This window comes from Saccharothrix sp. AJ9571 (genome assembly GCF_021725495.1).
GTDB classification, from domain to species: Bacteria; Actinomycetota; Actinomycetes; order Mycobacteriales; family Pseudonocardiaceae; genus Amycolatopsis; species Amycolatopsis magusensis.
This window is the reverse complement of sequence record NZ_CP091382.1, coordinates 2,428,769-2,453,143: the sequence shown is the minus strand read 5'-3', so window position 1 is coordinate 2,453,143 and position 24,375 is coordinate 2,428,769. Positions and strand designations below refer to the sequence as shown.

The window sequence follows — 24,375 nt, the reverse complement described above, 5'->3', positions numbered from 1 at the left end:
CGGCCGATCGGTGTTCCACGTGGAACCATGATCAGGAGTTCGGGTACTTCAGCTCCCAGAGCGAGTGCGACGGCGGCTCCTGGCCGAACTCGGCGAGTGCGTCGGCGATGAGTTCCTCGATCGCATCCCGTAGTTCCAGTCGCTCCAGCCAGCTCGGGCGCAACGCCCCGGCGCCGTACATCGCGCCGGCGATGTTGCCGCAGATCGCCCCGGTCGAATCGCTGTCCCCGCTGTGGTTGACCGCTGCGAGCAGGGCGTCGTCGAGGTTGTCGGTGGCCAGGGCGACGTAGACGGCGATCGCCAGCGCGCTTTCGCCGATCCAGCCGCCGCCGTCGATGGTGGCGATCTTCTCCGGCGTCGGCGGTCCCTGCTCGGCGAGTTGCACCCCGGCCCGCAGCGCGGCGGTGGTCTCCTCGTGGTGCTGCCAGTGCGACAGCTGCCGGAACGCCTCCTCGATCGCGGACGGCAGCGCGCCGCCGTCGATCAGGTGCCGCACGATCACCGACAGCGCGCCCGCGGACAGGTAGCCGGTGGGGTGGCTGTGGGTCAGCGCCGCGCTCATCGCGCCCACGCTGAACACCGCCCGCGCGTCACCCGGCCACAGCGCGGCCGGTGCCGTCCGCATCACGCCACCGCAGCCCTTCGACGTGTTGAGCCGGTGGTGGAACGTGCCCATCTGCCCGTTGTGGCCGTAGGACATCAACGCGGTCAGGCAGGTCTTGCCGGGGGCGCGCCTGCTGAACAGCTCGCGGTGCGAGATCAGCCAGCCGTCGGGTTCGGTGCTGGGGTTGCGCGGCCCGCGGCAGTCCTCCCACGCGAGGTCCTGGGTGTGCAGCCAGCGCTGGTAGGCGCTCTGGACGAAGTGCTCCAGCCCGGTCTGCCCGCCGCGCCGGAGCTGGGCGTGCCCGCGGATCAGGCCTTCGAGGGTGAACAGCGTCATCTGCGTGTCGTCGGTGATCTTGCCGAGGCCGCCGAACGCGGGCACCAGGTCGGTGATCCCGGCCGGGCCGCGCAGGTGCCGGATGACGTCGATCGGCTCGAACTCGTCGGCCGCGCCCAGCGCGTCCCCGATCGCCCCGGCGAGGATGCTGCCGCGGAACCGCTCGTCCCGGTCGGGCAACGCGCGAGGCCGGCCGACGGTCGCGGCCGGGCGCAGGCCGGTCGGGTAGCGATCGCCCCACTCGGGCGGCTCGGGCCCGAATTCGGCGAGTGCGTCGGCGATGAGTTCCTCGATCGCGTCCCGTAGTTCCAGCTGCTCCAGCCAGCTCGCGCGGAGCGCGTCCGGGCCGTACATCGCCCCGGCGATGTTGCCGCAGACCGCGCCCGTCGAGTCGCTGTCGCCGTCGTGGTTGACCGCCGCGAGCAGGGCGTCGTCGAGGTTGTCGGTGGCCAGGGCGACGTAGACGGCGATCGCCAGCGCGCTTTCGCCGATCCAGCCGCCGCCGTCGATGGTGGCGATCTTCTCCGGCGTCACCGGTCCCTGCCGGGAAAGCTGGATCGCCACGTCCAGCGCGGCCTGGGTCTCACGGTCGTCGGTGCGCCGGAGGTGCTGGATCGCCTGGTCCACCGCGTCCGGCAGCGAGCCGCCGTCGAGGAGGTGCGCCACGATCACCGCCAGCGCGCCCGCCGAGTAGTAGCCGGTGGGATGGCTGTGGGTGAGCATCGCGCTGAACACGCCGGTCTCGAAGACGTCCGGCCACAGCGCCGCCGGGGCCGCGCGCATCACGCCGCCGCAGCCCTTCGAGTCGTTCAGGGTGTGGGACAGCGTGCCCATCTGCCCGGTGGTGCCGAACTCCTTCAACGCGGTGAAGCAGGTCGCGCCCGGGGCCCGGCGGTCGAACAAGTCCTGGTGGGTGATGAGCCAGCCGTCCGGCCCGTCCGTCCGGTCCTCCGGCCCGCGGGCTTTGACCCACGAGACGCCCTGGGTGTGCAGCCAGCGCTGGTAGGCGTCCTGCAGGAAGTGCTCGCGGCCGCGCTGCCCGCCCGCGCGCTGGTGCGCGTGCGCCCGGATCAGGCCTTCGAGGGTGAACAGGGTCATCTGCGTGTCGTCGGTGATCCGCCCGGGGCCGCCGAACGCGGGCACCAGGTCGGTGATCCCGGCGGGACCGTGCAGTTCGCGGATGCGCTCCATCGGGTCGAATTCGCGGGCCGCGCCCAGTGCGTCACCGACGGCTCCGGCGAGGATGCTGCCGCGGAACCGTTCCTCCCTGGACAGCACCGGCTGATCCCGGGGCTCGAAGTCCGCCACCGGATCGGCGGTCAGGAAGCGGCGGCCGCCGGCGTCGGTGCCGAGGAACAGCTCCACCCGTTCGACGCGGACCGCGTCCGGGGTGGCCTTCGCCGCGCGCTGGCGTCGCACCAGGCGCGCCAGCACCGCCAACTCGTCTTCGCTGAGCTCGTCCATGCACTACCCCCGCGGATATCTGGCTTCCCACGCCGCCTGCTCCGACGGCTCGCGGGCCACGCCGAAGCGGTGGAAGTGGTAGAAGGCGTCCCCGGCGACGTTGTCGATCAGGCCCAGCTGCGGCAGCCGCGCCACCCAGTCCTGGGGCAGCCCGGGAATGCCGCGTTGCGCGCCGACCAGCGCCCCGGTCAGCGCCGCGGTGACCACCGAGCTGCCGGACTGGTGCGCTGCCAGCAGGATCGCGCCGCTCGGGTCGTCCCCGCGCTTGGCCGCGGCGAACAACGCGCGCAGCAGCACCGAACGCGGCGACCGGCCGTCGCCGATCCGCTCGATCTGCGCGGCCGCGTCCCCGTTCCAGTCGTCGCGCAGCTCGATCACCTGGCTGAGCTCCGCCCGCAGCGGGTCCTCCGCGTCCAGCGACTGCCGGACCGAGACGAGGTGGTTGTAGACCGGCATGGCCATCTGGTCCGGCAGGCCGTCGGCCGGGCTGAGCAGGCCCCACAACACGCGGACCAGCAGATCGGCGCTTTCGGTGAGCTCCGGGCCCGCCGCCGCGCCGATCAGCTCGTGCGCGATGGCCTGCGAATAAGCGACGTCGATGCCGTCGATCGGGGTTCCGCCCGCGATGGTCGCCGCCAGCGCGGGCGCGAGCAGGGCGGAGAACTCGGCCGGTGCCGGTCCGGTGCCCGCGGTCGCGTTGTTCAGCCAGCTCTCGGGCCTGCCCACGCGCGGCAGCGACGCCGGGACCTCGGCGGTGTCGTTCACCGGCGGCAGCCCGCGGATCACGGCTTCGGTCTGGAACAGCAGCTGCCGGGTGAGCCCGCCGCGATCCAGCGTGCCGCCGTCCCAGCTGCCGTGCTTTTCGGCCTGTGCGCCGATCGAATCACCCAGCGCGAAGCCGATGTAGGCCCCGGCCACGCGGTTCCAGCGGAAGTTGCTGCCCTGCTGAGTGGTGAGCTTCCTGAAGAACTTGCCGAAGTGCCACGGGGACGGGAACGAGGTGCCGTCGGTCCGGCGGTGCTCCACGAACCCGGCCGCCCACAGGTCTTCCGGCCAGCTCACGGTCGCCCCGGTGGCGGGCGCGCGGAGGTTGCGGAACCACAGCGCGTACGCCCGCGCGTACTGGAGGCATTCCTGCTCGGTGAGCACGTAGCCGTACCGCTTGGCCTGCTCGGCGGCGAACGGCAGGTGCCCGGTCAGGTAGCGCGGCGGATCGATGCCGAACTCCTCGACCAGCGCGTCGACCGTCTTGAGCACGAGCTCGCTGTACTCCGCGGGCGTACCCGGAACGGGCTCGGGGCCGAAGTCGTCACCCAGGTCCGGCAGCACGTGGCTGCGCACCACCTCGGCGCTGTACGACTCGGGGTCGAGCAGGATCGAGCCGCCGCCCTGCTCTTGGAACAACCGCCGGATCGTGGTGCGCGTCCACGACCGCACCGAAGCCGGCACGCGGTCCGGGGAGGTGTAGGTGGTCTGGTTCCCGACGTCGAGCACCTCGCACTCGGTGAGGTGCCGGAAGTAGGTCCGGTCGTCGATCCAGCCGATCGAGCGGTACTGCCACAGCTTCTCCGCGTCGGACCGCGGGAAGGGGTAGCCCATCTTCAGCGGGCCGCGCGTGTACTTCGGGTTCGGCTTGACCGCGCCGTCGGCGGACTCCCAGCGCAGGATCGCGCGCTCGGGCGGGGCGAGCTTCGGGAAGGCGGTGGCGTCGAAATCCGAGTCGACCACGGCGGGCCAGGTGGCGTCGCTTTCCGCGGCCACCGGCGTCGGCGGGTTCGGCACGGCCATCGCGGCGGCCAGGTGCCGGGGCTCGTCCCCGTTGTCGGGCACGAACAACACCGGGGTCGGGAACAGGCCCTTGCCGATGTCCGTGCCGTCGAGGAAGGCGGCCGCGTTGTACGGCACGTTCCAGCCGTCACCGTTGCGGGCGACGAACTCCGTACGCACTCGGAGGTCGGTCTCGGCGGGGTGCTCGCGCAGCCACGCCTCGACGCGCCCGATCGCCTGCTCCCGGGAGTTCTCGGTGATCTCGTTGGTGCTCACGATCGCGGGTACCGCCTCGCCCATCCTGAAGTGCTCTCGAAAACCGGGCTGTACTGGTCGAAGTGCCAGAACGCGTCGCTCGCCAGCTGCTGCACGAGGTACCGCGAGCGCACCCGGGTGGTCCACGGCAGCCCGGGGACGCCGAGCCGCGCGCCGAGCAGGGCACCGGCGAGCGCACCGGTGAGCGGGCGCCTGCCGTCGTGGGTGACCGAGCGCCGCAGCGCCATCTCCGGGTAGTTCTCGTAGCCGCTGACCGCGCTGAGCACCTGGGCCAGCACGGTCTTGGTGTCGTGCCCGGCCCCGAAGTCGGACGGGCGCGGCAGCACCGGGATCTTCGAATCGGGGCTCATCCGCATGAGCGACTGGTCGACCGTGTCCTGCAGGCCGGGCCAGGAGCCGTCGCGGAAGAAGGAGCGCGCGGTGGCGATCGGCGGGCACACGGTGTCCTCGCCGCTGGTCAGCAGCAGGTCGAACAGCGACGCCAGGAACGCGGCCGCCTCGGCGTCCTCTTCGCCACCGTGGGTCAGCCCGGCGAGCACGCGCGCGATCTGGTCGACGCCGCCGGAGCCCGCGTAACCGTTGGTGAGCGCGGCAGGCAGCGCGGTCAGCAACGCGCCGGGACCGCTGGCGGTGCCCGGCCGTTCCTGGGCGAGTTCGCGGATCGCGGCCAGCTCACCGGGGTCCGGATCGGCCCGCTCCCGCAACTCGGGCACCTGGACCAGCCAGCCGTCGACCGCACCCGGCACCTGCTCGCCCTGGGTGTGCAGCCAGCGCAGCAGGCCGCGTGCCGCCGTGGCCGGGAGCAGGCCGACCTGCGCGGAGTCCTCGCGGTGCGGGCTGCGGATGGTGCCTTCGGTCAGGAACAGCAGCTGCTGGGTCAGCGGCCCCAGCGGCACCTCGCGGTCCAGCTTGCCGTGGATGCCCAGCGCCTCACCGAGCGCGAAGCCGAGGTACGCGCCGGTCACCCGGTGCCAGCCGTGCTTGAACCCCGGATTGCCCTGCTCGAAGTACTTGCCGAAGGTGTTCAGCCGCGGCACGGCCTCGCCGTTGTCGCCGTAGCCGGGCTGCAGCCCGTTCGACGCGAGGTCCACCGGCCAGCGGCCACCGTCGTCGAGCCGGACCCGCTCACGCCAGGTGCGCCCGAGCACGGTCAGCCGGATTTCCTCGTCGGTCAGCTCGAAACCGTTGTGCCGGGCCCAGTCGACCGCGTGCGTCGGCGGCGAGACCGGTGTCGGCAGCACGATCTTCGCGGCGGCTTCCTCGGCGAAGGTCTTGATCTCCTCGCCGGCGGCCAGTCCGGTGATCTTCTTGTCCACGGTCTGCTTGAAGCGCGGGAAGCGGCCCAGGATCCCGGTCAGCTCGGTCCCGCTGACCTGCTGGCGGTACTGCGGGCCGCCGTCGAGGTTCAGGTTCGGCGGCGGGTCCAGCTTCATCAGGGTGGCCAGGTCGACGTGCCACCAGCGGTGCGTGTGCTCCGGCAGGTGGCGGGGGTCGCTGTAGGTGAGCAGCCGGTGCGCCTGCTGGTCGTAGGCCGTGCGCGGCACCCGGTCGTTGTCCGCGATCGGGATGTAGACCTCGGTGCTGACCAGGCCGATCAGGAAGCGCTCGCGGTCCAGCCAGCCGGCGTCGTGGAAGGCGAGCAGGTACTCGAGCGCGTTGCGCGGGCGGTCGCGGCCCAGCCGGATCGGGCCCGGCCGGTAGTCCGGGTTCTCGCGTTCCTCGTCGGTGTCGCTGCCGTCGGGCAGGATCTTCTGCCAGCCGCCGATCGCCGCCTCGGGCACGCCGAGGTGGCCGAGCCCGGACTCGCGGAACTCCTGGTCGACGATTTCCTTCCAGTGCTCCCGGCCCGGGTACCGCGCCGGGATGCTCAGCCCGCCGGGGTGCGGCGCCGCCTGGCGCAGCTGCCCGTCCGGCTCGCGCACCACCATGTTCGGCGGCGGGAAGATCTCCTTGCCCGCGTCACCGCCGTCCAGGAAGGCCACCGCGTTGTAGGGCACCGACCAGCCCTCGGGCACCCGGCGCACCTTGGCCGTGTCCACCCGGACCGTGCGCTGGTCCGGCCCGTGCACGGCACGCAGCCAGTCTTCGACCCTGGCTACCGCTTCAGCCGCTTCCACGCTCAGACCGTTCCTTCCAGACTTCCGTCACTGGTGTGCTCGGTGATCGTCCTGGGGAGAACGTAGGCGATCGCTCCCCCGGGCAGGTTCGCCCAGGGCACGGTGATCCCGGTGATCACGTACAGCGGGCGGGCCAGCCGGTACCGGCGCTCGGCGCTTTCCCGCTCCAGCGGCAGGGAGGTGGTGGGAAAGCGCACCCCGGTGTGGTGGACCAGGTTGCCGTGGTCGTCCCCGAAGCGCACGACCACCGTACCGGCGGTGAGCCGGATCAGGCGCTTGTTCCGCAACAACGTCAGCGGCGGCTCGCCGTCGACCGGCTGGATGGGCCAGTCGGCGAGTTCGCGGGCGGTCTCCAGCGGGCTCTCCGCGCCCGCGGTGATGCGGGCCGGGTGCAGCAGGACCGCGCCGAGCAGCTGTTGCGCGGCGTCTTCCACCCGGGTGAAGTAACACGGGTCGACCGGCTCGCCGTCCTGGTAGCGCGCGACTTCCCAGCCGCGCTCGGTGTGCAGCAGGCTCCACGCGTTGTCCGCGGACCCACCCAGGCGGTAGGCGTTCGGCCACACGCCGGCCTCGTCGAGCCGGGCCCGCAGCGTGGCCAGCGTTTCCGCGCCGTCCAGCTCCGGTCCGACCTGGGTCTCCAGCTCGGCGGCGAGATCGCCGGTGCTCGGCTCGAACTGCTCGGGATCCGGTTTCGGCCGCGGTTCGCCGAGCAGGTCGGCGGCCGCGGTCAGCCGGTGCAGCCGATCCACGTGCGGGGGCTGGTACCGCTGCGCGCGGATGTGCGCGGCCAGCTCCTGATCCGGTGGGGTGCCGTGCTTGCGCAGGTAGTGGGCGGCCGACGCGTGCCAGATCCAGACGCCGTCGGTGTGGTAGCGCTCCGGCACGTCCGGCGCGTCCTCCGGGGCGAAGATGTCCGGGCCCGGCTGGTCGCCGATCAGCACCACCGGCGAGCGCTCGAGGTAGTGCAGCAGCGCGGGCACCTCGTCCTCGGGCACCTTCGGCCGGTCGACCACCGGCAGCTCACCCGGGGTGTAGGCGTCGACGATCCGCGCGTGCTTGAAGGACACGGCGAGCGGCAGGCCCGCTTTCTCACGCAGCCACTGGGGAATGTGCTTGTCGTCGCGCGGGAACTCCTCGATCTCCCTGGCGAAGGCCAGGCGCGTGGGCAGCCCCGGCCGGTCCGGCGGGCGCTTCCAGTCCGGCGGGTCGAGCAGGTCGAAGTCGAAGTCGAACTGGCTGCCGCGCAGGGTGTAGCGCGCCTGGAGCCACGCGCCGACGCCCTTTTCGTACATGCCCGCGCGCAACTCGGTCAGCAGCTCGCCCACCTCGGGCGGCGCGGACCAGAAGAGCGTGCCGTTCGCGCCGGTCGAGCTGACCTCGACCTCGGTGTACCCGCCGAGCTGGCGGAAGTCGACGGTCACCGAGCCGTTCTCCGGCCGCAACGGCACCAGCGCGCGGCCGATGCCGATCAGCAGCTTGGCGCGTTCCTCTTCGGACAGCGGCTGCGCCGGCGGCGCGAGGTTGACGTCGATCCGTACCTGCCAGAGCGCGGTCAGCTGGTCCGGGGTCGCCTTGTCGACGTATCCACCCGACTCGCCCTCCGGGATGCCCAGTTCCGCCGCGCGCTCGGCGTCGTCCTTGCTCCACGACAGCAGGAAGTGCGGGGCGGTGTAGCCCGCCACCTGGAACTCCTCGTCCTTGTAGGTGGCGAACGCCTGCAGCCAGGACCGGCCCGCCAGGCCCTGGTGCAACTCGTGTGGCTGGGTCATGGGCGGTCCTCAGTCCTTGCGTCGGACCGTGAAACTGGGCGGCTCACCCGCCGCCCGCCGAGCGAGCTCGTCCTCCCACATGGCGAAGGTCCGCCGCTGGATCGACTCGATGAGGTCGAGTTCCTCGTCGGTGACCCGCCGGTTCTCCGCCTTCGCCTGCGCGTGGATCGAGTCGATCGTCTCGTAGAGCGCGAAGATCGGCCCGTCACCGGTCAGCCCCCGGCGGATCCGCTCGGTCCGCTGGACGAACCGCTCCCGGCTCAGTGCGCTGATGTCGCTGTCGGAGGTCGCGAAGAGCACCTTCTGGATGGGCTCGTGGTCCGGCTCGAACTCGCCGGTGTCCCAGTTGAGCAGGGACCCGGCGAGCCCGCCGTCCGGGGTGGAGTCGATGACGAAGGTGCGCCCGAAGTACAGGAAGTACGACGGAGTTTCGATGGTCATCGCTCTGTCCTTCTGGTGTAGTCCCGCGGCTCGGTCTCCCGGCCACCCGCGAGCCGGAAGGCTTCGCCGAACCGGATCCGCTCCTCGTTGAGGATCGAGCCGATCATCGCCCGCTCCTGGGCGGTCAGCGGCCGGTCGCCGTCCTCGCCCTTCGGCCGGCTCTCGTCCTCGTTCGCCACCGCCTGGAAGTCCCGCCGGACCTCGTAGAGCGCGTGCTCGTAGTCGGCCACGTCGTCGATGGACTTGACGTGCAGCCGCAGCTCGGCGACGTGGTACTGCCCGTCACCCAGGTCCAGCTTGACGTTCATCTGCAGGTCCCGGTAACCGCTCTTCTGCGGGTCGAGGAACCGGTCGGAGAAGTCGACCACCTGGATCTTCGACCCCGGGCGGCGGCTTTCTTCGAGCACCTTGGCCAGCCCCTGGTACGCCTGGTCCACCGTCCGGTACTGGACGATCGAGCCGACCAGGTCGTTCAGCTTGTCGGCGTGGCCCTTGTACCCGTCGATCTTGTCCGCGGCGCGCACCTTGCTCTTGGGCACTTCCCGCGACTTGACCTTGACGCCCTCGGCGTCCCCGGCGATCAGCTGGGCGAAGTCACGCAGCATGGCGTTCTTCGCGTCCCAGTCCTGGTACAGGTACTCGAGGTACTCGCGCCGGTAGTCGAGGTCGTCCTTGCGGTCCTTGTCGAAGCCCGGCTGCCGCAGGTCCTCGGGCTCGGCCCGCTCGATCTCCCGGAAGGCTGCCGCCGAAAGCTCGGCCTGCTCCGGGGTGAGGTCGCTGGGCGCGGGCTTCGGGTCCGCCTTGTACGAATCGGCGAGGTCGCCGGGACCGCCGCCGTAGTCGCGGACCTCCCGCACGCAGGACTCCAGCACGTCGACCGCGCCCGGGTACTTCAGCACGTTGCAGAGCGTCTGCGGCCGGGCGAGCAGCGAGTTCTCCAGGAACGGGGTGTCGCGCAGGACCCGGGCCACGGCGGGTCCGGTGTCCGAGTCGAGCATCATCGCCCGGATCGCGTCACCGATCGGCAGGCGCTGGTCGCCGACCTTGACGGTGGCTTCCGGGTCGCGCGCGGTGATCTCGTTGCCTTCCCGGATCGCGTCGCGCACCCGGTCGCTGTCCAGGTACGCCTCGATCTCCTCGCGGGTCGGCAGCGGCCGCTCGTCCGGCGTCGGCGAGTCCTGGTCCCGGTTCTGGTTTTCGTTCTGGTTCTGGTCCTGGCTTTGCCGGTCGTCCGGCTCCGGCGTCGGGTCCTGGCGCGGCGGCTCGGACATGCCGTAGCCACCACGGTCGGCCGCCGGGGTTCGGTCCGGCACGGTGTGCGACACCGACGGCACCGGCCGCCCATCCGGCCCGATCCGCGACGGCCGCACCTCGTACCCCGAGCGCGGCGGCAGTCCCGAACCCGCGGGCGGGTTGTTCTGCTGCCACGCGATCCGCGGGTCCACCGGAGCGTCCGGCTTCTGGAACGCGATGCGCGGGTCCACCGGCGCGTCCGGCTTGGGCACCGGCTGGGTGGTCTCCGCACTGGCCGCGGTGTCGGTGGTGTCTGTGCTGTCTGTGCTGTCGGTGTCGGGTTTTGCCTGCTGCTTCTCGTTGTGCAGCTCGGCCGCCTTCGCGGGGTCGAACGGCATCGTCTTCAGGTCCACCGGCGGATGCGGCAGGCTCATCAGCGAGTTGCTCTGCGGGTCGATGAAGGCCACACCCTCCTTGGTGTGCACCACTTCCGCCACGTGCCCGTAGGTGTTCCCGTCGTCGCCGACGTACTGCACCGCGATCACCGCGCGCGAGCCGATCGGCTGGTCGCGCATGGTGCGGATGACGTCGTCGTAGTCGCTGTGCCCCTGCCAGTCGCCGCCGCCGAGGTTCTCGCGGACGTAGTCGAGCGTGCCCATGGACGCCATGTCCTCGGGCAGCAGCCGCCCGGCTTCCGCGTCGATCCCGTTCAGGCGCAGCGCGTGCGCCACCATGCCGCGCGTGCAGTTGGTCTGGTAACCGTTGGCGAAGGCGTCCGGCGAATGGAAGTTCGGGTTGACCCCGGCCATCTCCGGGTGCCGCTCGGCGAGGTACTTCGCCTGCTGGTTCGGGTTCGCGGTGTCGGCGTGGATCGCCGGCTCGCTCGGCGGGTTGGTCGCCCTCGCCAGCGGGGACCAGTCGTGGTCGCCGACCTGGCCGGCGTCCATCGCCGGACCGTCGGGCCCCTGGTCGGCGCCCGCGTACCCGCCGTTGTCGTTGCCGCCGAGCGCGTCGGCGATGTCCCGCTGCGGTTGCGGGGTCGCGGTGCCTTCGGGTGCCGGGTTGAGCGTGGTGAGGCTGTCGAACGGCGACGGGGCCGTCTTCGCCCTGGCCGCGTTCTCCCGCTCGTTCGCCGCGGTCTGCTCGCGCCGCTCCGCCATCTGCTGCTCGGCGGCGTCCTTGTCGACCCAGCGCGGATCGCCCTCGACGATCTCCTCGGCCCGGATGACCAGCTTCTCCCGGCCGGTCACCGGGTCCACGACCATTTCGTTCTCGTGGACGAAGAGCTGGGTGGCCGGCTTGCCGAGCGACTCGCCCTCGCTGTGGTTCTGCGACAGCTTCTCCACGTCGCGGAACGTCTTCGAGTCGATGTGCATCTCGACGTCAGGGCCGAACTTGCTGTCCTGGTCCGGCGAGAGCTTCTTGCTCGCGCTCACCGGCGTCGTCTCGACCGCGGTCCGGCCGACCGGGTACTGGTCGCGGAACTGCTGGATCCGGACCGGGTCGCCGCCGAAGTTCAACCCGCGGAGCAGCTCGCCCGGCGTCGGCTCGATCTTGTTCAGCGCGCCGACCAGCGCCCGGACCTGCTGCTGCGACCGGTCGAAGTCCGGGTGGCCCGGTCCTTCGCGGTGCGCGGCGTTGGCGGTCGAGTAGAAGTCGTGGCCGGTGTAGCCGCGGATGACCGTGGCGTCCTCGTCGGACAGCCTGGCGTAGCGCGGGTCCGCGTCGCGGGCCTTGACCGCGTCGGCGGTGACGGCTTCGTGCCTGCCCTCACCCTGGAACGCGTCGGCGACGGCGCGGTGGTCCTCGGGTGTGGCCTGGAAACCGTCGTCGAAGAGGTAACCCTCGTCGGGCCGCCCGTTGTCCGGCTCCACCAGGTCGCCGAGCGGACTCTCCGGCTGCGGCGTGTCTGTGTCTGGGTCTGGGTTTTGGCCGGTGTCGTGGCTGGTGTCGTGGTCCAGCACCGGCCCGTCGCCCTGGTGGTAGGGCAGCGTGGCCACGCTCGACGGCTGGTCCGGCAGGTCCGCGAGGCGGTTGTTCTGCAGGTCCACCAGCGCGAGGCCGTGCTCGGTGTTGACCGCGGTGACCAGGTGGCTGACCACGCGCTTCGGCGAACTCGGGTCGGCGGGATCGCTCGGCACCTCGGACTCGAAGGCCAGCACCGACCGCGAGCCGACCGGGCGCTCGGCCAGGTCGCGCAGTGCGGTGTCGAAGTCGCCGTGTTGCTGCCAGTCGCCGCCCAGCTTGTCCTGGACGTAGTCGAGGTTCGCGTCGTGGCTGACCTGGTCCGGCGGCACCGGGTCCGCGGTGCTGTCCTGGCCCTGCATGCGCTCTTCGAACGCGACCACCGAACGGCTGGAGTTGGTGCGGTAGCCCTCTTCGAGCGCGTCCCAGCCGTGGAAGTTGTGCGCGTTGACCGCCTGCGTCTCGGGCAGGTTGTCCATCAGGAAGCGGACCTGCTGCTCCGGCGAGTTCGCCGTACCCGCGTGGATGGCGGGCTCGCTCGGCGGGTTGGTCGCCTGGGCGAGGCTGCCCCAGCCGTCGGCGGGCTCGCCGCGGTGCTCGAGCGGCGCGGGTTCGGGTTCGGGTGCCGGGGGCGTCGTGTCGGGTTGGGGCTGCCCGCCGCCGAGCTTGTCGGCGATGCTCTGGTCCCTGGCAGGCGCTTCGGCCAGTTCACGAGCCTGCTCGGCACTGAGCTGCCGCCGCTCGTCCATCTTGTCGCGCACGGCGTCGTCTTTGAGGTAACGCGGGTCGTCGGGGCCGATCTCCTCGGCCTCGATGATCCAGGTGTCGCCGACCTTCTCGTTGCGGGTGACGAGCAGCTGGGTGCCGGGCTTGAACAGCACCTCGCCCTCGCGCTTCATGCCGAGCTGATCGATGTCGCGCCCGGTCTTCGAGGTGATGCGCAACTCGACCTGGCCGCCGAACTTGCTCGACGGATTCTTCTCGGTGACCTTGCTCGAGCTGTTGAACTGCGTCTCGACCGCGATCTCGCCGACCCTGTACTGCGCCGCCAGCAACTCCGCGGCGCGCCCCATCACCCCGACCCGGCGGGACACCAGCCCCTCGTGCGGCGGGAGCTCGTTGAGCCCGGAGGAGATGGCCCTGGCCTGCTGCACGGAGTTCGCGAAGTTCTCGTCCTGCGTGCGCAGCGACTGGTTCAACTGCTCGAACACGTCAGGCCGGGTGTAGGTGTGGACCGCGTACACCCCGTCGTCCGACATGTCCTGGAACCGCGGATTCTCGGCGCGACGCGCATACGCGTCCCGGCGGGACAACTCGTGGGGCAACTCGGCGTTGTTGTCGACCCCGTCGGAACGGAACGTGTCCATCTGGGCGTCGGCCAACGCCCGGAAGTCCTCGGGTCGATCGGTCCGGAACCCCGGGTCCGTCACATAGTCCTCAGCGACACGATCCCCGTCGTCACGCCTGGACGCCTCTTCCTCACGCCCGTCCCGATCCGACGCCTCGTCGTCCGCCTTCTGCCCGTCCTTCTCCTTCTGCTCCGAGCCGTCGCGCTCAGCCGCCTTCTCGTCGGACGGCTCCAGCGCGTCCTTCTCCGGCGCACCCTGGTCAGGCCTGCCCTGTTCCGGCGTGCCTTGCTCAGCCTTGCCCTGCTCCGGCGCCCCTTGCTCAGCCGCCTTCCGCTCCGGCGTGGGTTGTTCGGTCGTCCCCTGCCGTTCCGGTGTTGTCTGCTCAGGCGTGCGCTGGGCGGGAGCCTGGCGCTCCGGTGCTCGCTGTTCAGGCGTGCGCGGAGCCCCCGGCTGCTGCGGGATGTCCGGCCGCGTGGCCGTCGGATTCGGATCAAGCGGCGGCTTCTGCCACGCGTTGAACGGCTGCGGCGGCCCCTGCCGCCCAGGCGGCGGACCCTGCTGCGGGATCCCACCCTGCGGTCGCGGCCCCGGCGGCGGCATCGGCGGACGCCCACCCGGCCCCGGCTGCTGCGGCCCACGCTGCGGCGGCCCCTGCTGATACCCAGCCTGCGGCGGCCGAGGCCCCTGCGGCGGATACCCCGGCGGCCGAGGCGGTCCACTCCGCCCAGGCGGCGGCTGGTCCAAATTGCCACGCATCGGCTGAAACGGCCGCTGCCCCGGCGGCGGCCCCTGCCGCGCCGGACCCGGCGACCCGGGCCCTTGCTGCCCGGGACCCTGCTGCCCAGGCCTTTGCTGACCGGGTCCCTGCTGCCCAGGACCCTGCTGTCCAGCCCCCTGCGGACCCAGCCCCTGCTGTCCCGGGCCTTGCTGCCCAGGCCCCTGCGGACCAGGACCTTGCGGACCCGGTGCCTGCTGGCCCGAACCCTGCGGACCAGGCCCCTGCTGTCCAAGGCTCTGTTGTCCCGAGCCCTGTTGCCCTGGCCCTTGCTGCCCAGGACTCTGCTGCCCAGGACTCTGCTGCCCAGGCCCCTGTGGGCCAGACCCATGCGGACCCGGTGCTTGCTGGCCTGAACCTTGCTGTCCGGGTCCCTGCTGCATAGGGCCCTGCTGGCCCGGACTCTGCTGGCCCGGACCCTGTGGCCCTGGGCCTTGCTGCCCGGGTGCCTTCGGGCCGGGGCCTTGCTGTCCTGAGGTCGGCTGTCCGGGTCCCTGCGGGCCTGGGCGTTGACCGGGCGCGTGCTGGCCTGGACCTCGCGGTCCCGGGCCTGGTTGGCCGGGCGCCTGCTGTCCTGGTCGGGGTCCCGGCCGCGAGCCCTGGGGCACGCCGGGACCTGGGGGCGGCGGGCCTTGCCGCGGGCTCTGGCCGTTCGGACGGTTGCCGCCCGGTTGGCCGCCGCCCTGCTGCATCGGCGGCGGGAAGCCGCCTCCGCCCTGTTGCTGCGGTGACATCGGCGGAGGTGGCGCCATGCCGGGACCACCCTGCGGCGGTCCGTCCTGGCGAGGCCCACCCGGCGGCGGAAAGCCGCCACCGGTGAAGCCCGCGGCGGCTACCGAGTCCTGCGGGCGCTGCGGGCCGAATCCGCCACCCTGCTGAGAAGGCGGGTTGTTGCCCCCGCCTTGCTGCGGGGCCATGCCGTAGCCACCGCCGCCGGAGTTGCCGCCCTGCTGCGGCGCCATGCCATAGCCGCCACCCGACGAACCACCGGATGAAGACGGCGATCCGCCTGATGACGAAAAACCGCCTGAAGACGCTGGTGAACCGCCCGAGGAGGACGGCGAACCGCCCGAGGGAGATGGGGAACCACCTGAGGTGGCTGGGGAGCCGCCCGAGGGAGACGGGGAACCACCCGAGGAAGATGGGGAGCCGCCGCCCGGGGACGGGGAGCCGCCGGGTGAGCCGCCTGCGGGGGCGGCTTGTTGGGGGGCTTGCTGCTGCGAGCCGGATGACTGTTGCTGTTGGGCGCCACCGTCGTTGGCGGTGGATGGCGTGTGCTGCGCCGCGGCGGGGGCGGGTGAGGAGGACTGCTGGCCCGCGCCGGAGTCGGAGCGTTCCATCGTCGCGGCGGAGGACTGGCCGACATGGCTTGAGCCGGCAGGGGAAGGGCTGCTCGACGGGGAGCCGCCCGAGGAGTTGCCGCCCGGGGATGAATCGCCGGAAGACGAGGAAGCCGAGGGCGAGCCACCCGGTGACGAGCCACTCGAAGATGAGCCGCCTGGGGATGAATCGCCGGAGGATGGGCCGCCCGAGGACGAACCATTCGAGGGAGAGCCTCCCGAAGGCGCGCCGCTGGAGGATGGGCCGTCGGAAGGCGAGCCGCTGGAAGACGAGTAAGCCGATGGCGAGCCATCGGATGGCGAGCCACCCGAGGATGAATCGCCGGAAGTCGAGCCCGGCGAAGAACCGCCGGAGGAGCCACCAGCGGGCCCGCCCGAAGAGGAGCCGCCCGAAGACTGGCTACCGGCGGAGCTGCCCCCCGAAGAACCCTCCGAGGATGAGCCGCCGGAAGAGCCTCCTGAGGAATTCCCCGATGAAGAGCTGCCGGAGGAGCCGCCCGACGTGGAGCTTCCGGAAGAACCGCCCGAGGAAGAGTCTCCCGAAGAGCCGCCTGACGCAGAACCGCCGGAAGAACCGCCCGATGAGGAGTTCCCCGGTGACGAGCCGCCGGAAGAGGAGGAAGAGCCGCCCGGTGAGGAGCTTCCCGATGAGCCGCCCGAAGAGGACGACGAGCCGCCGGAGGAGCCGCCTGAGCCTGAGGTGTCTACGTCCGGGGTGTTCACATTCGGAGCGTTCGCACCCCGGATCCCGTCGATGTTCCCCTTCGCCCCGCCCGTGGCACCCTCGGTCGCCCCGCCCGAGGCGCCCATCAGGACGTCCGAAGCGCTCAGGTTCCCCAGTTCCCCGGTGACCGCCGCCTCGCCGACGGTGGTGGCGACGCCTTCGGCCGCCCCCCGCGCCGCGCCGCGGATGGCGCCGTCGGCGATCTGGCCGCCGACGCTGTCCGAGACCCCGCGCGTGGCCCCCTTCGGGATCGCCTCGCTCGCCGCGCCGACCACGCCTTCGACGGCACCGCCGATCGCCGCGTCCGAGGTCTTGCCCCAGTCCCACGACTTCCGGTCCCCGCTGGCCATCTGGATCCCCTGGATCCCGGCGTCCAGCGCCACCCCGGTGGCCACATTGATCAGGACCTCTTTGAGGACCCGCTTCAGCACTTCCTGCGCGATCTTCTTGAACCCCTGCTGCATCAGCTTCTGCAGCAGCTGCCGGAAGATCATCTGCACGGTCATCCGGGTGGCGATCTGCGCGGGCACGATGCCCGCGGTCGACCCGCCGAAGGTGACCGCCGCCGCCGCGATCATGGCCGCAATGGAGATCGCCAGCATGATCAGCGAGGCGATGATCATGTACTTCGTGTACTCGACGTCCAGCGCCGTCGCGTCCGCCGAGTCGCCGAGCGCCTGGCAGGCCTCGGCCAGCGACTTGAAGTAGGCTTCGTCGCCCTCGACGAACTTCTTCCACGCCTCGGCGAACTTGTCGGCGCCTTCACCGGTCCACGCGCTGAGCACCTCGTCGGCGCCCTTGGTGCCGATGTCGGCTGCCGGGTTGATCGCCTTCGCGGCGGTGTGCCAGGCGTCCCGGAGGTTCCGCAGCTTGTCCTCGTCGCCTTCCGGCCAGCTCTCGCCGACGACGATGGGCAACAGCCACTTGACCTCGTCGGGCATCTCCATCCCCACGGGTCAGACGCCTCCGCCCTCTTTCAGCACCCCACGCACCGTCTCGTCGGCGCCTTCCATGCTCTGCACGGCCGTTTCGACGTTGGTCCGCAGCGCGCGGATCCCTTCGACGATGGATGTGAACGCTTTCACCGCGCCCTCGGCACCGGGCACGTAGTCCTTGGCGAACTCCTGCCCCGACTCGTCGTCACCCCAGCAGGCGCCCTCGGCGGCCAGCGCGTCGGCGAGCGCCTTGCCGGCGTCCTCGAGCTGGTCGGCGGCGATGTTCAGCTTGGACGCGGCGGTGGTCGCGGCGTCCGGGTCGAGCGTGAAGCCCTGACCTCCCGCACCCCCGGCGGACATCAGCGGTTCCCTCGGGTGAGCCAGCTGTCCGGCGGCTCTTCCTCATCCTCGACCGGCGTGGGCCGTGCCCGGCGCGTGGTCGGCTTCGGCTGCGGCATGGCCGACGGTGGCGGTGGCGGCGGAGGTGGTGGTGGCGGGGGTGTCGCGGCGGGCGGTGGCGGCTGGCGGCGGTGCGCGAGGATCGAGCCCTCTTCTTCGAAGGACTCCGCCCGCTTCGGCGGTTCCGGCTCCGGCGGTGTGAAGTCCGGGATGGACGGCACCAGCCCGGCCAGCGAAGGCGCGTCCTCGAACAGCTCGGTCAGGTCCGGCATGCCCTCGGTCAGCGGCGACATCAGCTCCGCGACCTGCTGCTTGACCTGCAACCCGCCGGTGCGGACCACTTCCAGCACCGAGGCGGCGAGCGCGGCGGGCCCGCCGCTGCGCTCGAAGGCGGTCGGCGCGAAGTCGAGTTTGCTGAGCACGCCGTTGGCGTCGATGGTGGCGCGGACCAGGCCGTCCTTGGAGGTGACCGTGGCCGAGGCCTCGGCGGCGGCGGCCTGCGCGTCCCGCAGCTGTTCGGTCTGCCGGTTGAACTGCTCCAGTAGGCCGTCGACCCGGTCCTTCATGGCGGCGTTTCGCGCCTCGAGCCGGGCTCGATCGTCCCCTGGCGTGGTCACAGTGCCCCCGAAATCAAGCGAAAAGTTGTGCTGGCGCCACCCTAGTGGTTGCACTGGAGGGGCACGGGGGGTTCCAGCCAACGGAGACCGATCATTCGCTTGTGCGAATGCGGGTCCACAGTGGAGCCAGGAATACAGTGGAGCCAGGAATTAGGTGGCCGGCGCACTTTGGTCGCCTCTCGGCGGCTAGGCGCAGTGTGGCTCCAGCCGGACGGTATTCCACAAAGGCGGTTCTTCAGTGAGCCCGGGGGACACGGAAGTGCGCCGACCACTGGGCTCAACGGGTCAGCGGCCGCTCTTGTTCCCGCGTCGGCCCACCTTCTCCGGAGCGGGAGTGGGATCATGGACGGCGTGCGAGCGGACGCCGAGGTGGAACCGGGATCGTTGCTGGTCGCTGCCCCCACCATGTTCGACCCCAATTTCCGGCGGACCGTGGTGTTCGTCATCGACCACCGCGACGAGGGCACGCTGGGCGTGGTGCTGAACCGGCCGAGCGAGGTCCCGGTGGACGACGTGCTGCCGGTCTGGGGCAGGCACGTGGTCGAGCCGCAGTCGGTCTTCGTGGGCGGGCCGGTGGAGAAGAAGACCGCGTTGTGCCTGGCCGCGCTGCGGACCGGTCAGGACGCGGCGAGCGTGCCGGGCGTGATCGCGGTGCGCGGGCCGGTGGCGCTGGTCGATCTGGACGCCGATCCGGACACGCTGGTGCCGAAGGTGCGAGGGCTGCGGGTGTTCGCCGGGTACGCGGGCTGGGATTCCGGTCAGCTGGCGGGCGAGATCGGCCGCGGTGACTGGCTCATCGTGCCCGCGCTGCCCAGCGACGTGCTGGCCACGCCGAACCGGGACCTGTGGGGTCAGGTGCTGCGGCGCCAGGGGGTGCCGACGGCGCTACTGGCTACGCACCCTGGGGACTTGCAGCGGAACTGAACGCTCCGCAACCACCGGCACCGCAGGCGCAGCCCGAGCAGCCCGACGGCGCGGGCGCCGGTTCCGGCACGGCCAGCGCCGCCCGGTTGCCGAGCACACCGCCCGCGGCGAGCAGGACGAGCGTGCCGAGCACCCCGACCACCGCGGCGATGATCACGCCACCGACGGTCGGCATGACCAGCGCGGCCACGCCCGAGAGCACGCCGATCGCGCCGCCGACCATGGTCGGCAGGCCGGCGACCTTGTTGCCGACGCGGAAGGCCTCGTCACTGCGCTGGGTCGCGGCGGTGCGCACGCCGGCGCCGCGCTCCCTGGGCAGCCGCTCACGCCAGCCGAGGACTCCGCCCCAGCCGACCAGGACACCGAAGACGATGGGGATCAGCGCGACTACCAGCACACCACCGAGCATAAGCGTGATGGTGCGGCAACCTGCTGGACACCCTGATCCGCTGTGCTGCACGCCATGCTCAAGCGCCTGTTCGGCACCGCGCTGACCGCGGTGGTCTCGCTCGCCCTGCTCACCCCGGCCGCGCACGCCGGCCAGCACGTTCGCCTGCTCGGCGAGCAGATCGTGCCGCACGGCCTGACCTTCGGCGGCACCACCGTCGGCGGGTTGTCCGGCATCGACCGCGATCCGCGCACCGGGCAGTACGTGCTGATCAGCGACGACCGCACGAACGCCCGCTTCTACACCGCCGACATCGACCTCACCGGCGCGATCCGGTTCACCGGCGTCCACCACCTCAAGCAGCCCGACGGCACGAACTACCCGCCGCAGGGCGTCGACCCGGAAGAACTGCGCGTCGACCCGTGGCTGGGCGGTTACTACTGGTCGCAGGAAGGCGATCGCACGCCGACCGTGTTGCTGGACCCGTCGGTCCGCGAAGCGCGGCGCGACGGCGGTTACGTCCGCGACCTGCCGTTGCCGCAGGACGTGAAGATGCGCCCGGAGTCCGGGCCGCGGCAGAACTACGGTCCGGAGGGCATGACCTTCGCCGCGCACGGCGCCCTGGTGGTGACCGCGTTCGAAGGCCCGCTGCTGCAGGACGGCCCCGAGGCCACCACCGAGCGCGGCGCGGTTTCGCGCATCCTGGTGCAGGGGCGTGTCGGGCCGGTGTTCGCGCAGTACCGCTACCAGCAGGAGCCGATCTTCGCGGAGGCCAATCCGCCGGGCGCCTTCGCCAACAACGGCGTGACCTCGATCCTGCACGCCGAGCACAACCGCTTCCTGATCATGGAGCGCTCGTTCGTCACCGGTGTCGGCAACAAGGTGCGCGTCTTCGAGATCGATCTGACCAAGCCGGGCAAGAAGAAGCTCGTCACGGACCTGTCCACGCTCGGCCTGTCCACAGTGGACAACGTCGAGGGGATGACCTGGGGACCGCGGCTGCCCTCCGGCGAGCGCACCCTGCTGCTGGTCAGCGACAACAACTTCGCCGCGACCCAGGTCACCCAGGTGATCGCGCTCGCCGTGCGCTGACGGGCGGGCGAAAACCGCCTGGCCATGGCGGCTATCATGGAGGGCATGAACACGGCTCGGCTGCTTCTTGGCCTGCCGCGCTGAACCGACGGACGGTTGAGCGCGGCGACCCCTCACGCCTTTGGCGGAGGGGTCGAGTTGTTTCTGGAGTTCGACACGGAGGACAACGGCCATGACCGAGGCGACCCCGGACACCCCCCAGCACCGCTACACCGCGGCGCTGGCCGGGAAGATCGAGCAGCGCTGGCAGGACTACTGGGCCGACCACGGCACCTACCACGCGCCGAACCCGGTCGGGGCGCTCGCCGATCCGGAGTCCGACCTGCCCTCGGACAAGCTGTTCGTGCAGGACATGTTCCCCTACCCGTCCGGCGCGGGCCTGCACGTCGGCCACCCGCTGGGCTTCATCGCCACCGACGTCTTCGCCCGGTACCACCGGATGATCGGCCGGAACGTGCTGCACACGATGGGCTTCGACGCCTTCGGGCTGCCCGCCGAGCAGTACGCCGTGCAGACCGGCGCGCACCCGCGCAAGACCACCGAAGAGAACATCGAGACCTACCTGCGCCAGATCCGCAGGCTGGGCCTTGGCCACGACGAGCGCCGCCGGGTGTCGACCATCGACCCGGAGTACTACCGCTGGACCCAGTGGATCTTCCTGCAGATCTTCAACTCCTTCTACGACGAGAAGCTGGGCAAGGCCCGCCCGATCGTCGAGCTGGAAACCGAGTACGCGCAGGACAAGCGCCGGACGCCCGACGGCCGCGGCTGGTGCGAGCTGACCCGTGCCGAGCAGCGCGACATCATCGATTCGCACCGGCTGGTCTACATCTCCGAGGCGCCGGTGAACTGGTGCCCCGGCCTGGGCACGGTGCTGTCGAACGAAGAGGTCACGCCGGACGGCCGCAGCGAACGCGGCAACTTCCCGGTTTTCCGCCGCAACCTGCGCCAGTGGATGATGCGCATCACCGCCTACGCCGACCGCCTGGTCGACGACCTGGACCGGCTGGACTGGCCGGACAAGGTCAAGGCCATGCAGCGCAACTGGATCGGCCGGTCGAACGGCGCCAGGGTCGCCTTCGCCGCGGGTGAGGCCAAGATCGAGGTCTTCACCACCCGCCCCGACACCCTGTTCGGCGCCACCTACCTGGTGCTGGCCCCCGAGCACCCGCTGGTCGACGAGCTGACCACCGAGGCGTGGCCCGAGGGCGTGGACAAGTCCTGGACCGCCGACGCCGCCACCCCGGCCGAGGCGGTGGCCGCCTACCGGCTGGCCGCCTCCCGCAAGTCCGAGCTGGACCGGCAGGAGAACAAGGACAAGACCGGCGTGTTCACCGGCACGTACGCGGTGAACCCGGTCAACGACAAGCGGATCCCGATCTTCGTCGCCGACTACGTGCTGATGGGCTACGGCACCGGCGCCATCATGGCCGTGCCCGGCCAGGACCAGCGCGACTGGGACTTCGCGGAGAAGTTCGGCCTGGAGATCATCCGGACCGTGCAGCCGTCCGACGGCTTCGACGGCAAGGCGTTCACCGGCGACGGCCCGGCTGTCAACTCTGGCTTCTTGGATGGTCTGGGCGTCGACGAAGCCAAGAAGACCACCATCACCTGGCTGGAAGAGCACGGCCACGGCCGCGGCACCGTGCAGTACAAGCTGCGCGACTGGCTGTTCTCGCGCCAGCGGTACTGGGGCGAACCGTTCCCGGTGGTCTACGACGAGGACGGCCGCGTGCACGCGCTGCCGGAGAGCATGCTGCCGGTCGAGCTGCCCGAGGTCGACGACTACTCGCCGCGGACCTTCGAGCCGGACGACCCGAACACCGAGCCTTCGCCGCCGCTGTCGCGCGCGGAGGACTGGGTGAGCGTCGAGCTGGACCTGGGCGATGGCGTGAAGACCTACCGCCGCGACACCAACACCATGCCCAACTGGGCCGGTTCGTGCTGGTACCAGCTGCGCTACATCGACCCGGAGAACCACGACGCCTTCGTCGACCCGGAGAACGAGCGCTATTGGACCGGGCCGCGCCAGGCCGAGCACGGCGTCGGTGACCCGGGCGGGGTCGACCTGTACATCGGCGGCGTCGAGCACGCCGTGCTGCACCTGCTGTACTCGCGGTTCTGGCAGAAGGTGCTGTTCGACCTGGGCCACGTGTCCTCGGACGAGCCGTACCGGAAGCTGTTCAACCAGGGCTACATCCAGGCCTACGCCTACCGTGACGCGCGGGGTGTTCCGGTCGAGGCCGAGCAGGTCGTCGAGCGGGACGGCAAGTACTTCTTCGGCGACCAAGAGGTCAAGCAGGAGTACGGGAAGATGGGCAAGAGCCTGAAGAACGTGGTCACGCCCGACCAGATGTCGGCCGACTACGGCGCCGACACCTTCCGGTTCTACGAGATGTCCATGGGCCCGCTGGAGCTGTCGCGGCCGTGGGCGACCAAGGACGTGGTCGGTTCCCAGCGCTTCCTGCAGCGGCTGTGGCGCCTGGTGGTGGACGAGACCACCGGCACCCCCCGGGTGTCCGATGTGGACGCGACCGAGGCCGACCGGCGGCAGCTGCACAAGACCATCGCCGGGGTCCGCGAGGACTACGCGCAGATGCGGTTCAACACCGCCGGCGCCAAGCTGATCGAGCTGAACAACCACCTGACCAAGGCCTACGGCGCGGCCGAGGCCACGCCGCGCGAGCTGGCCGAGCCGCTGGTGCTGATGCTGGCGCCGCTGTGCCCGCACGTGGCCGAGGAGCTGTGGCAGCGCCTGGGGCACACCGGTTCGCTGGCGCACGGCCCGTTCCCCGCGGTCGACGAGAAGTACCTGGTCGACGACACCGTCGAATACCCGGTGCAGGTCAACGGCAAGGTGCGCACCCGGATCACGGTGGCCGCCGACGCGGGCAAGGACGCGGTGCAGGAAGCCGCGCTGGCCGACGAAAAGGTGGTCGCGCTGCTGGCCGGTGGCGAGCCGCGCAAGGTGATCGTGGTGCCGGGCCGCCTGGTCAACGTGGTCGTCTAGCGCCGCGACGGAAAGCCGCCAGCTCCACCGGGCTTCCGCCGGTTCGATGGGTGTCGTACGAACACCCATCGAAGTACCGGAGGAGAACAGAATGTCGCTCGACGGCAAGGTGGCACTGGTGACCGGCGGCAGCCGCGGGATCGGCGCGGCGGTCGCGCTGCGGCTCGCGGCCGACGGCGCCGACGTGGCGCTGACCTACCGCGACAACGCCGATGCCGCGACCGAGGTGGCCGAGCAGGTCAAGGCGGCCGGGCGCCGGGCGCTGGTGATCCGCGCGGACAGCGCGGACGCCGCCGACTGCGTCCGCGCGGTCGAGGAGACCGTCGCCGAGTTCGGCAGGCTCGACGTCCTGGTCAACAACGCCGGGGTCGGCATGGTCGCGCCGATCGGTGAGATCGCGCTCGAGGACGTTGACCGCGTGCTCGCGGTCAACGTGCGCGGGCCGTTCCTCGCGGCGAAGGCGGCGGCCTCGCACCTGGGCGAAGGCGGACGGCTGATCACCATCGGCAGCTGCGTCAGCGAACGCGTGCCAGGGCCGGGCATGTCGCTGTACGCGCTGAGCAAGACGGCGATGGTCGGGCTGACCAAGGCGCTGGCCCGTGAACTGGGCGCGAACGGCGTGACGGTCAACCTGGTGCAGCCGGGCCCGACCGACACCGACATGAACCCGGCCGACGGCCCGTACGCCGCCGACCAGCGCGCGCTCACCGCGCTCGGCCGTTACGGCACAGCCGGCGAGGTGGCCGCGACGGTCGCCTTCCTGGCCGGGGACGACAGTCGGTACGTCACCGGCACGGCGGTCTCGGTCGACGGCGGCCACGCGGCTTGAGCACCCGCCCCGGTGACCGGC

Annotated in this window: 14 protein-coding genes and 1 pseudogene; 5 read left to right on the top strand and 10 right to left on the bottom strand. The window is 71.3% G+C overall.

The features are described 5' to 3' along the window. Window positions 1-31: 31 nt before the first annotated feature. The 6 genes from L3Q67_RS10715 to L3Q67_RS10690 are packed head-to-tail and all read right to left on the bottom strand — an operon-like array spanning window position 32 to window position 13,921. The gene (locus L3Q67_RS10715) at window positions 32-2,404 is read right to left on the bottom strand and encodes an ADP-ribosylglycohydrolase family protein (RefSeq protein WP_499189366.1); all 2,373 of its coding nucleotides are present in this window, start codon (window positions 2,402-2,404) and stop codon (window positions 32-34) included. Window positions 2,405-2,407: 3 nt separating this feature from the next. Next, window positions 2,408-4,471, bottom strand: coding sequence for an ADP-ribosylglycohydrolase family protein (locus tag L3Q67_RS10710; protein WP_499189365.1), 2,064 nt, complete (start codon window positions 4,469-4,471; stop codon window positions 2,408-2,410). After that, a complete protein-coding gene (locus L3Q67_RS10705; protein WP_499189364.1) occupies window positions 4,444-6,564 on the bottom strand; it encodes an ADP-ribosylglycohydrolase family protein in 2,121 nt (706 codons plus the stop codon). Before L3Q67_RS10705 ends, L3Q67_RS10710 begins: the two co-directional genes overlap by 28 nt. A gap of 2 nt (window positions 6,565-6,566) precedes the next feature. Then, a complete protein-coding gene (locus tag L3Q67_RS10700; protein WP_499189363.1) occupies window positions 6,567-8,333 on the bottom strand; it encodes a TNT domain-containing protein in 1,767 nt (588 codons plus the stop codon). Window positions 8,334-8,342: 9 nt separating this feature from the next. Next, the gene (locus tag L3Q67_RS10695; protein WP_499189362.1) at window positions 8,343-8,774 is read right to left on the bottom strand and encodes a hypothetical protein; all 432 of its coding nucleotides are present in this window, start codon (window positions 8,772-8,774) and stop codon (window positions 8,343-8,345) included. After that, window positions 8,771-13,921 (bottom strand): toxin glutamine deamidase domain-containing protein, encoded by a 5,151-nt coding sequence (locus L3Q67_RS10690; protein ID WP_499191494.1) that lies wholly within the window; start codon window positions 13,919-13,921, stop codon window positions 8,771-8,773. Before L3Q67_RS10690 ends, L3Q67_RS10695 begins: the two co-directional genes overlap by 4 nt. A gap of 1,438 nt (window positions 13,922-15,359) precedes the next feature. Between L3Q67_RS10690 and L3Q67_RS10685 the strand changes: the two genes are divergently transcribed. Then, window positions 15,360-15,713: a hypothetical protein gene (locus tag L3Q67_RS10685; protein WP_499191813.1), complete on the top strand. Its 354-nt coding sequence runs from the start codon at window positions 15,360-15,362 to the stop codon at window positions 15,711-15,713. A gap of 1,010 nt (window positions 15,714-16,723) precedes the next feature. On the opposite strand, the pseudogene L3Q67_RS10680 reads toward L3Q67_RS10685, so the two are convergent. The 3 genes and pseudogenes from L3Q67_RS10680 to L3Q67_RS10670 all read right to left on the bottom strand — a co-directional run. Beyond that, window positions 16,724-17,101 (bottom strand): annotated as a pseudogene (locus tag L3Q67_RS10680) (WXG100 family type VII secretion target); the annotation flags it as partial. A gap of 15 nt (window positions 17,102-17,116) precedes the next feature. Next, entirely contained in the window at window positions 17,117-17,455 is a 339-nt protein-coding gene (locus L3Q67_RS10675) for a WXG100 family type VII secretion target (protein ID WP_209663447.1), read from the bottom strand. Then, a complete protein-coding gene (locus L3Q67_RS10670; protein ID WP_499189361.1) occupies window positions 17,455-18,060 on the bottom strand; it encodes a YbaB/EbfC family nucleoid-associated protein in 606 nt (201 codons plus the stop codon). Before L3Q67_RS10670 ends, L3Q67_RS10675 begins: the two co-directional genes overlap by 1 nt. A gap of 393 nt (window positions 18,061-18,453) precedes the next feature. Here L3Q67_RS10670 and L3Q67_RS10665 point away from each other — a divergent pair, with 393 nt between their 5' ends. Next, entirely contained in the window at window positions 18,454-19,035 is a 582-nt protein-coding gene (locus tag L3Q67_RS10665; RefSeq protein WP_499189360.1) for a YqgE/AlgH family protein, read from the top strand. Here the strand turns inward: L3Q67_RS10665 and L3Q67_RS10660 are convergent. Continuing rightward, window positions 19,004-19,432, bottom strand: a complete 429-nt coding sequence (locus tag L3Q67_RS10660; RefSeq protein ID WP_499189359.1) for an SdpI family protein — start codon at window positions 19,430-19,432, stop codon at window positions 19,004-19,006. The two genes, L3Q67_RS10665 and L3Q67_RS10660, sit on opposite strands and share 32 nt — an antisense overlap. 66 nt (window positions 19,433-19,498) lie before the next feature. Here L3Q67_RS10660 and L3Q67_RS10655 point away from each other — a divergent pair, with 66 nt between their 5' ends. The 3 genes from L3Q67_RS10655 to L3Q67_RS10645 all read left to right on the top strand — a co-directional run bounded on the left by L3Q67_RS10655 (window position 19,499) and on the right by L3Q67_RS10645 (window position 24,354). Continuing rightward, window positions 19,499-20,515, top strand: coding sequence for an esterase-like activity of phytase family protein (locus tag L3Q67_RS10655; protein WP_499189358.1), 1,017 nt, complete (start codon window positions 19,499-19,501; stop codon window positions 20,513-20,515). A gap of 172 nt (window positions 20,516-20,687) precedes the next feature. Next, window positions 20,688-23,525 carry a leucine--tRNA ligase gene (gene leuS, locus L3Q67_RS10650; protein ID WP_499189357.1) on the top strand — a complete coding sequence of 946 codons (2,838 nt, stop codon included), beginning with the start codon at window positions 20,688-20,690 and terminating at the stop codon, window positions 23,523-23,525. 91 nt (window positions 23,526-23,616) lie between these two features. After that, on the top strand, window positions 23,617-24,354 hold the full coding sequence (locus tag L3Q67_RS10645) for a 3-oxoacyl-ACP reductase family protein (protein WP_499189356.1): 738 nt from the start codon (window positions 23,617-23,619) through the stop codon (window positions 24,352-24,354). Window positions 24,355-24,375: the final 21 nt, after the last annotated feature.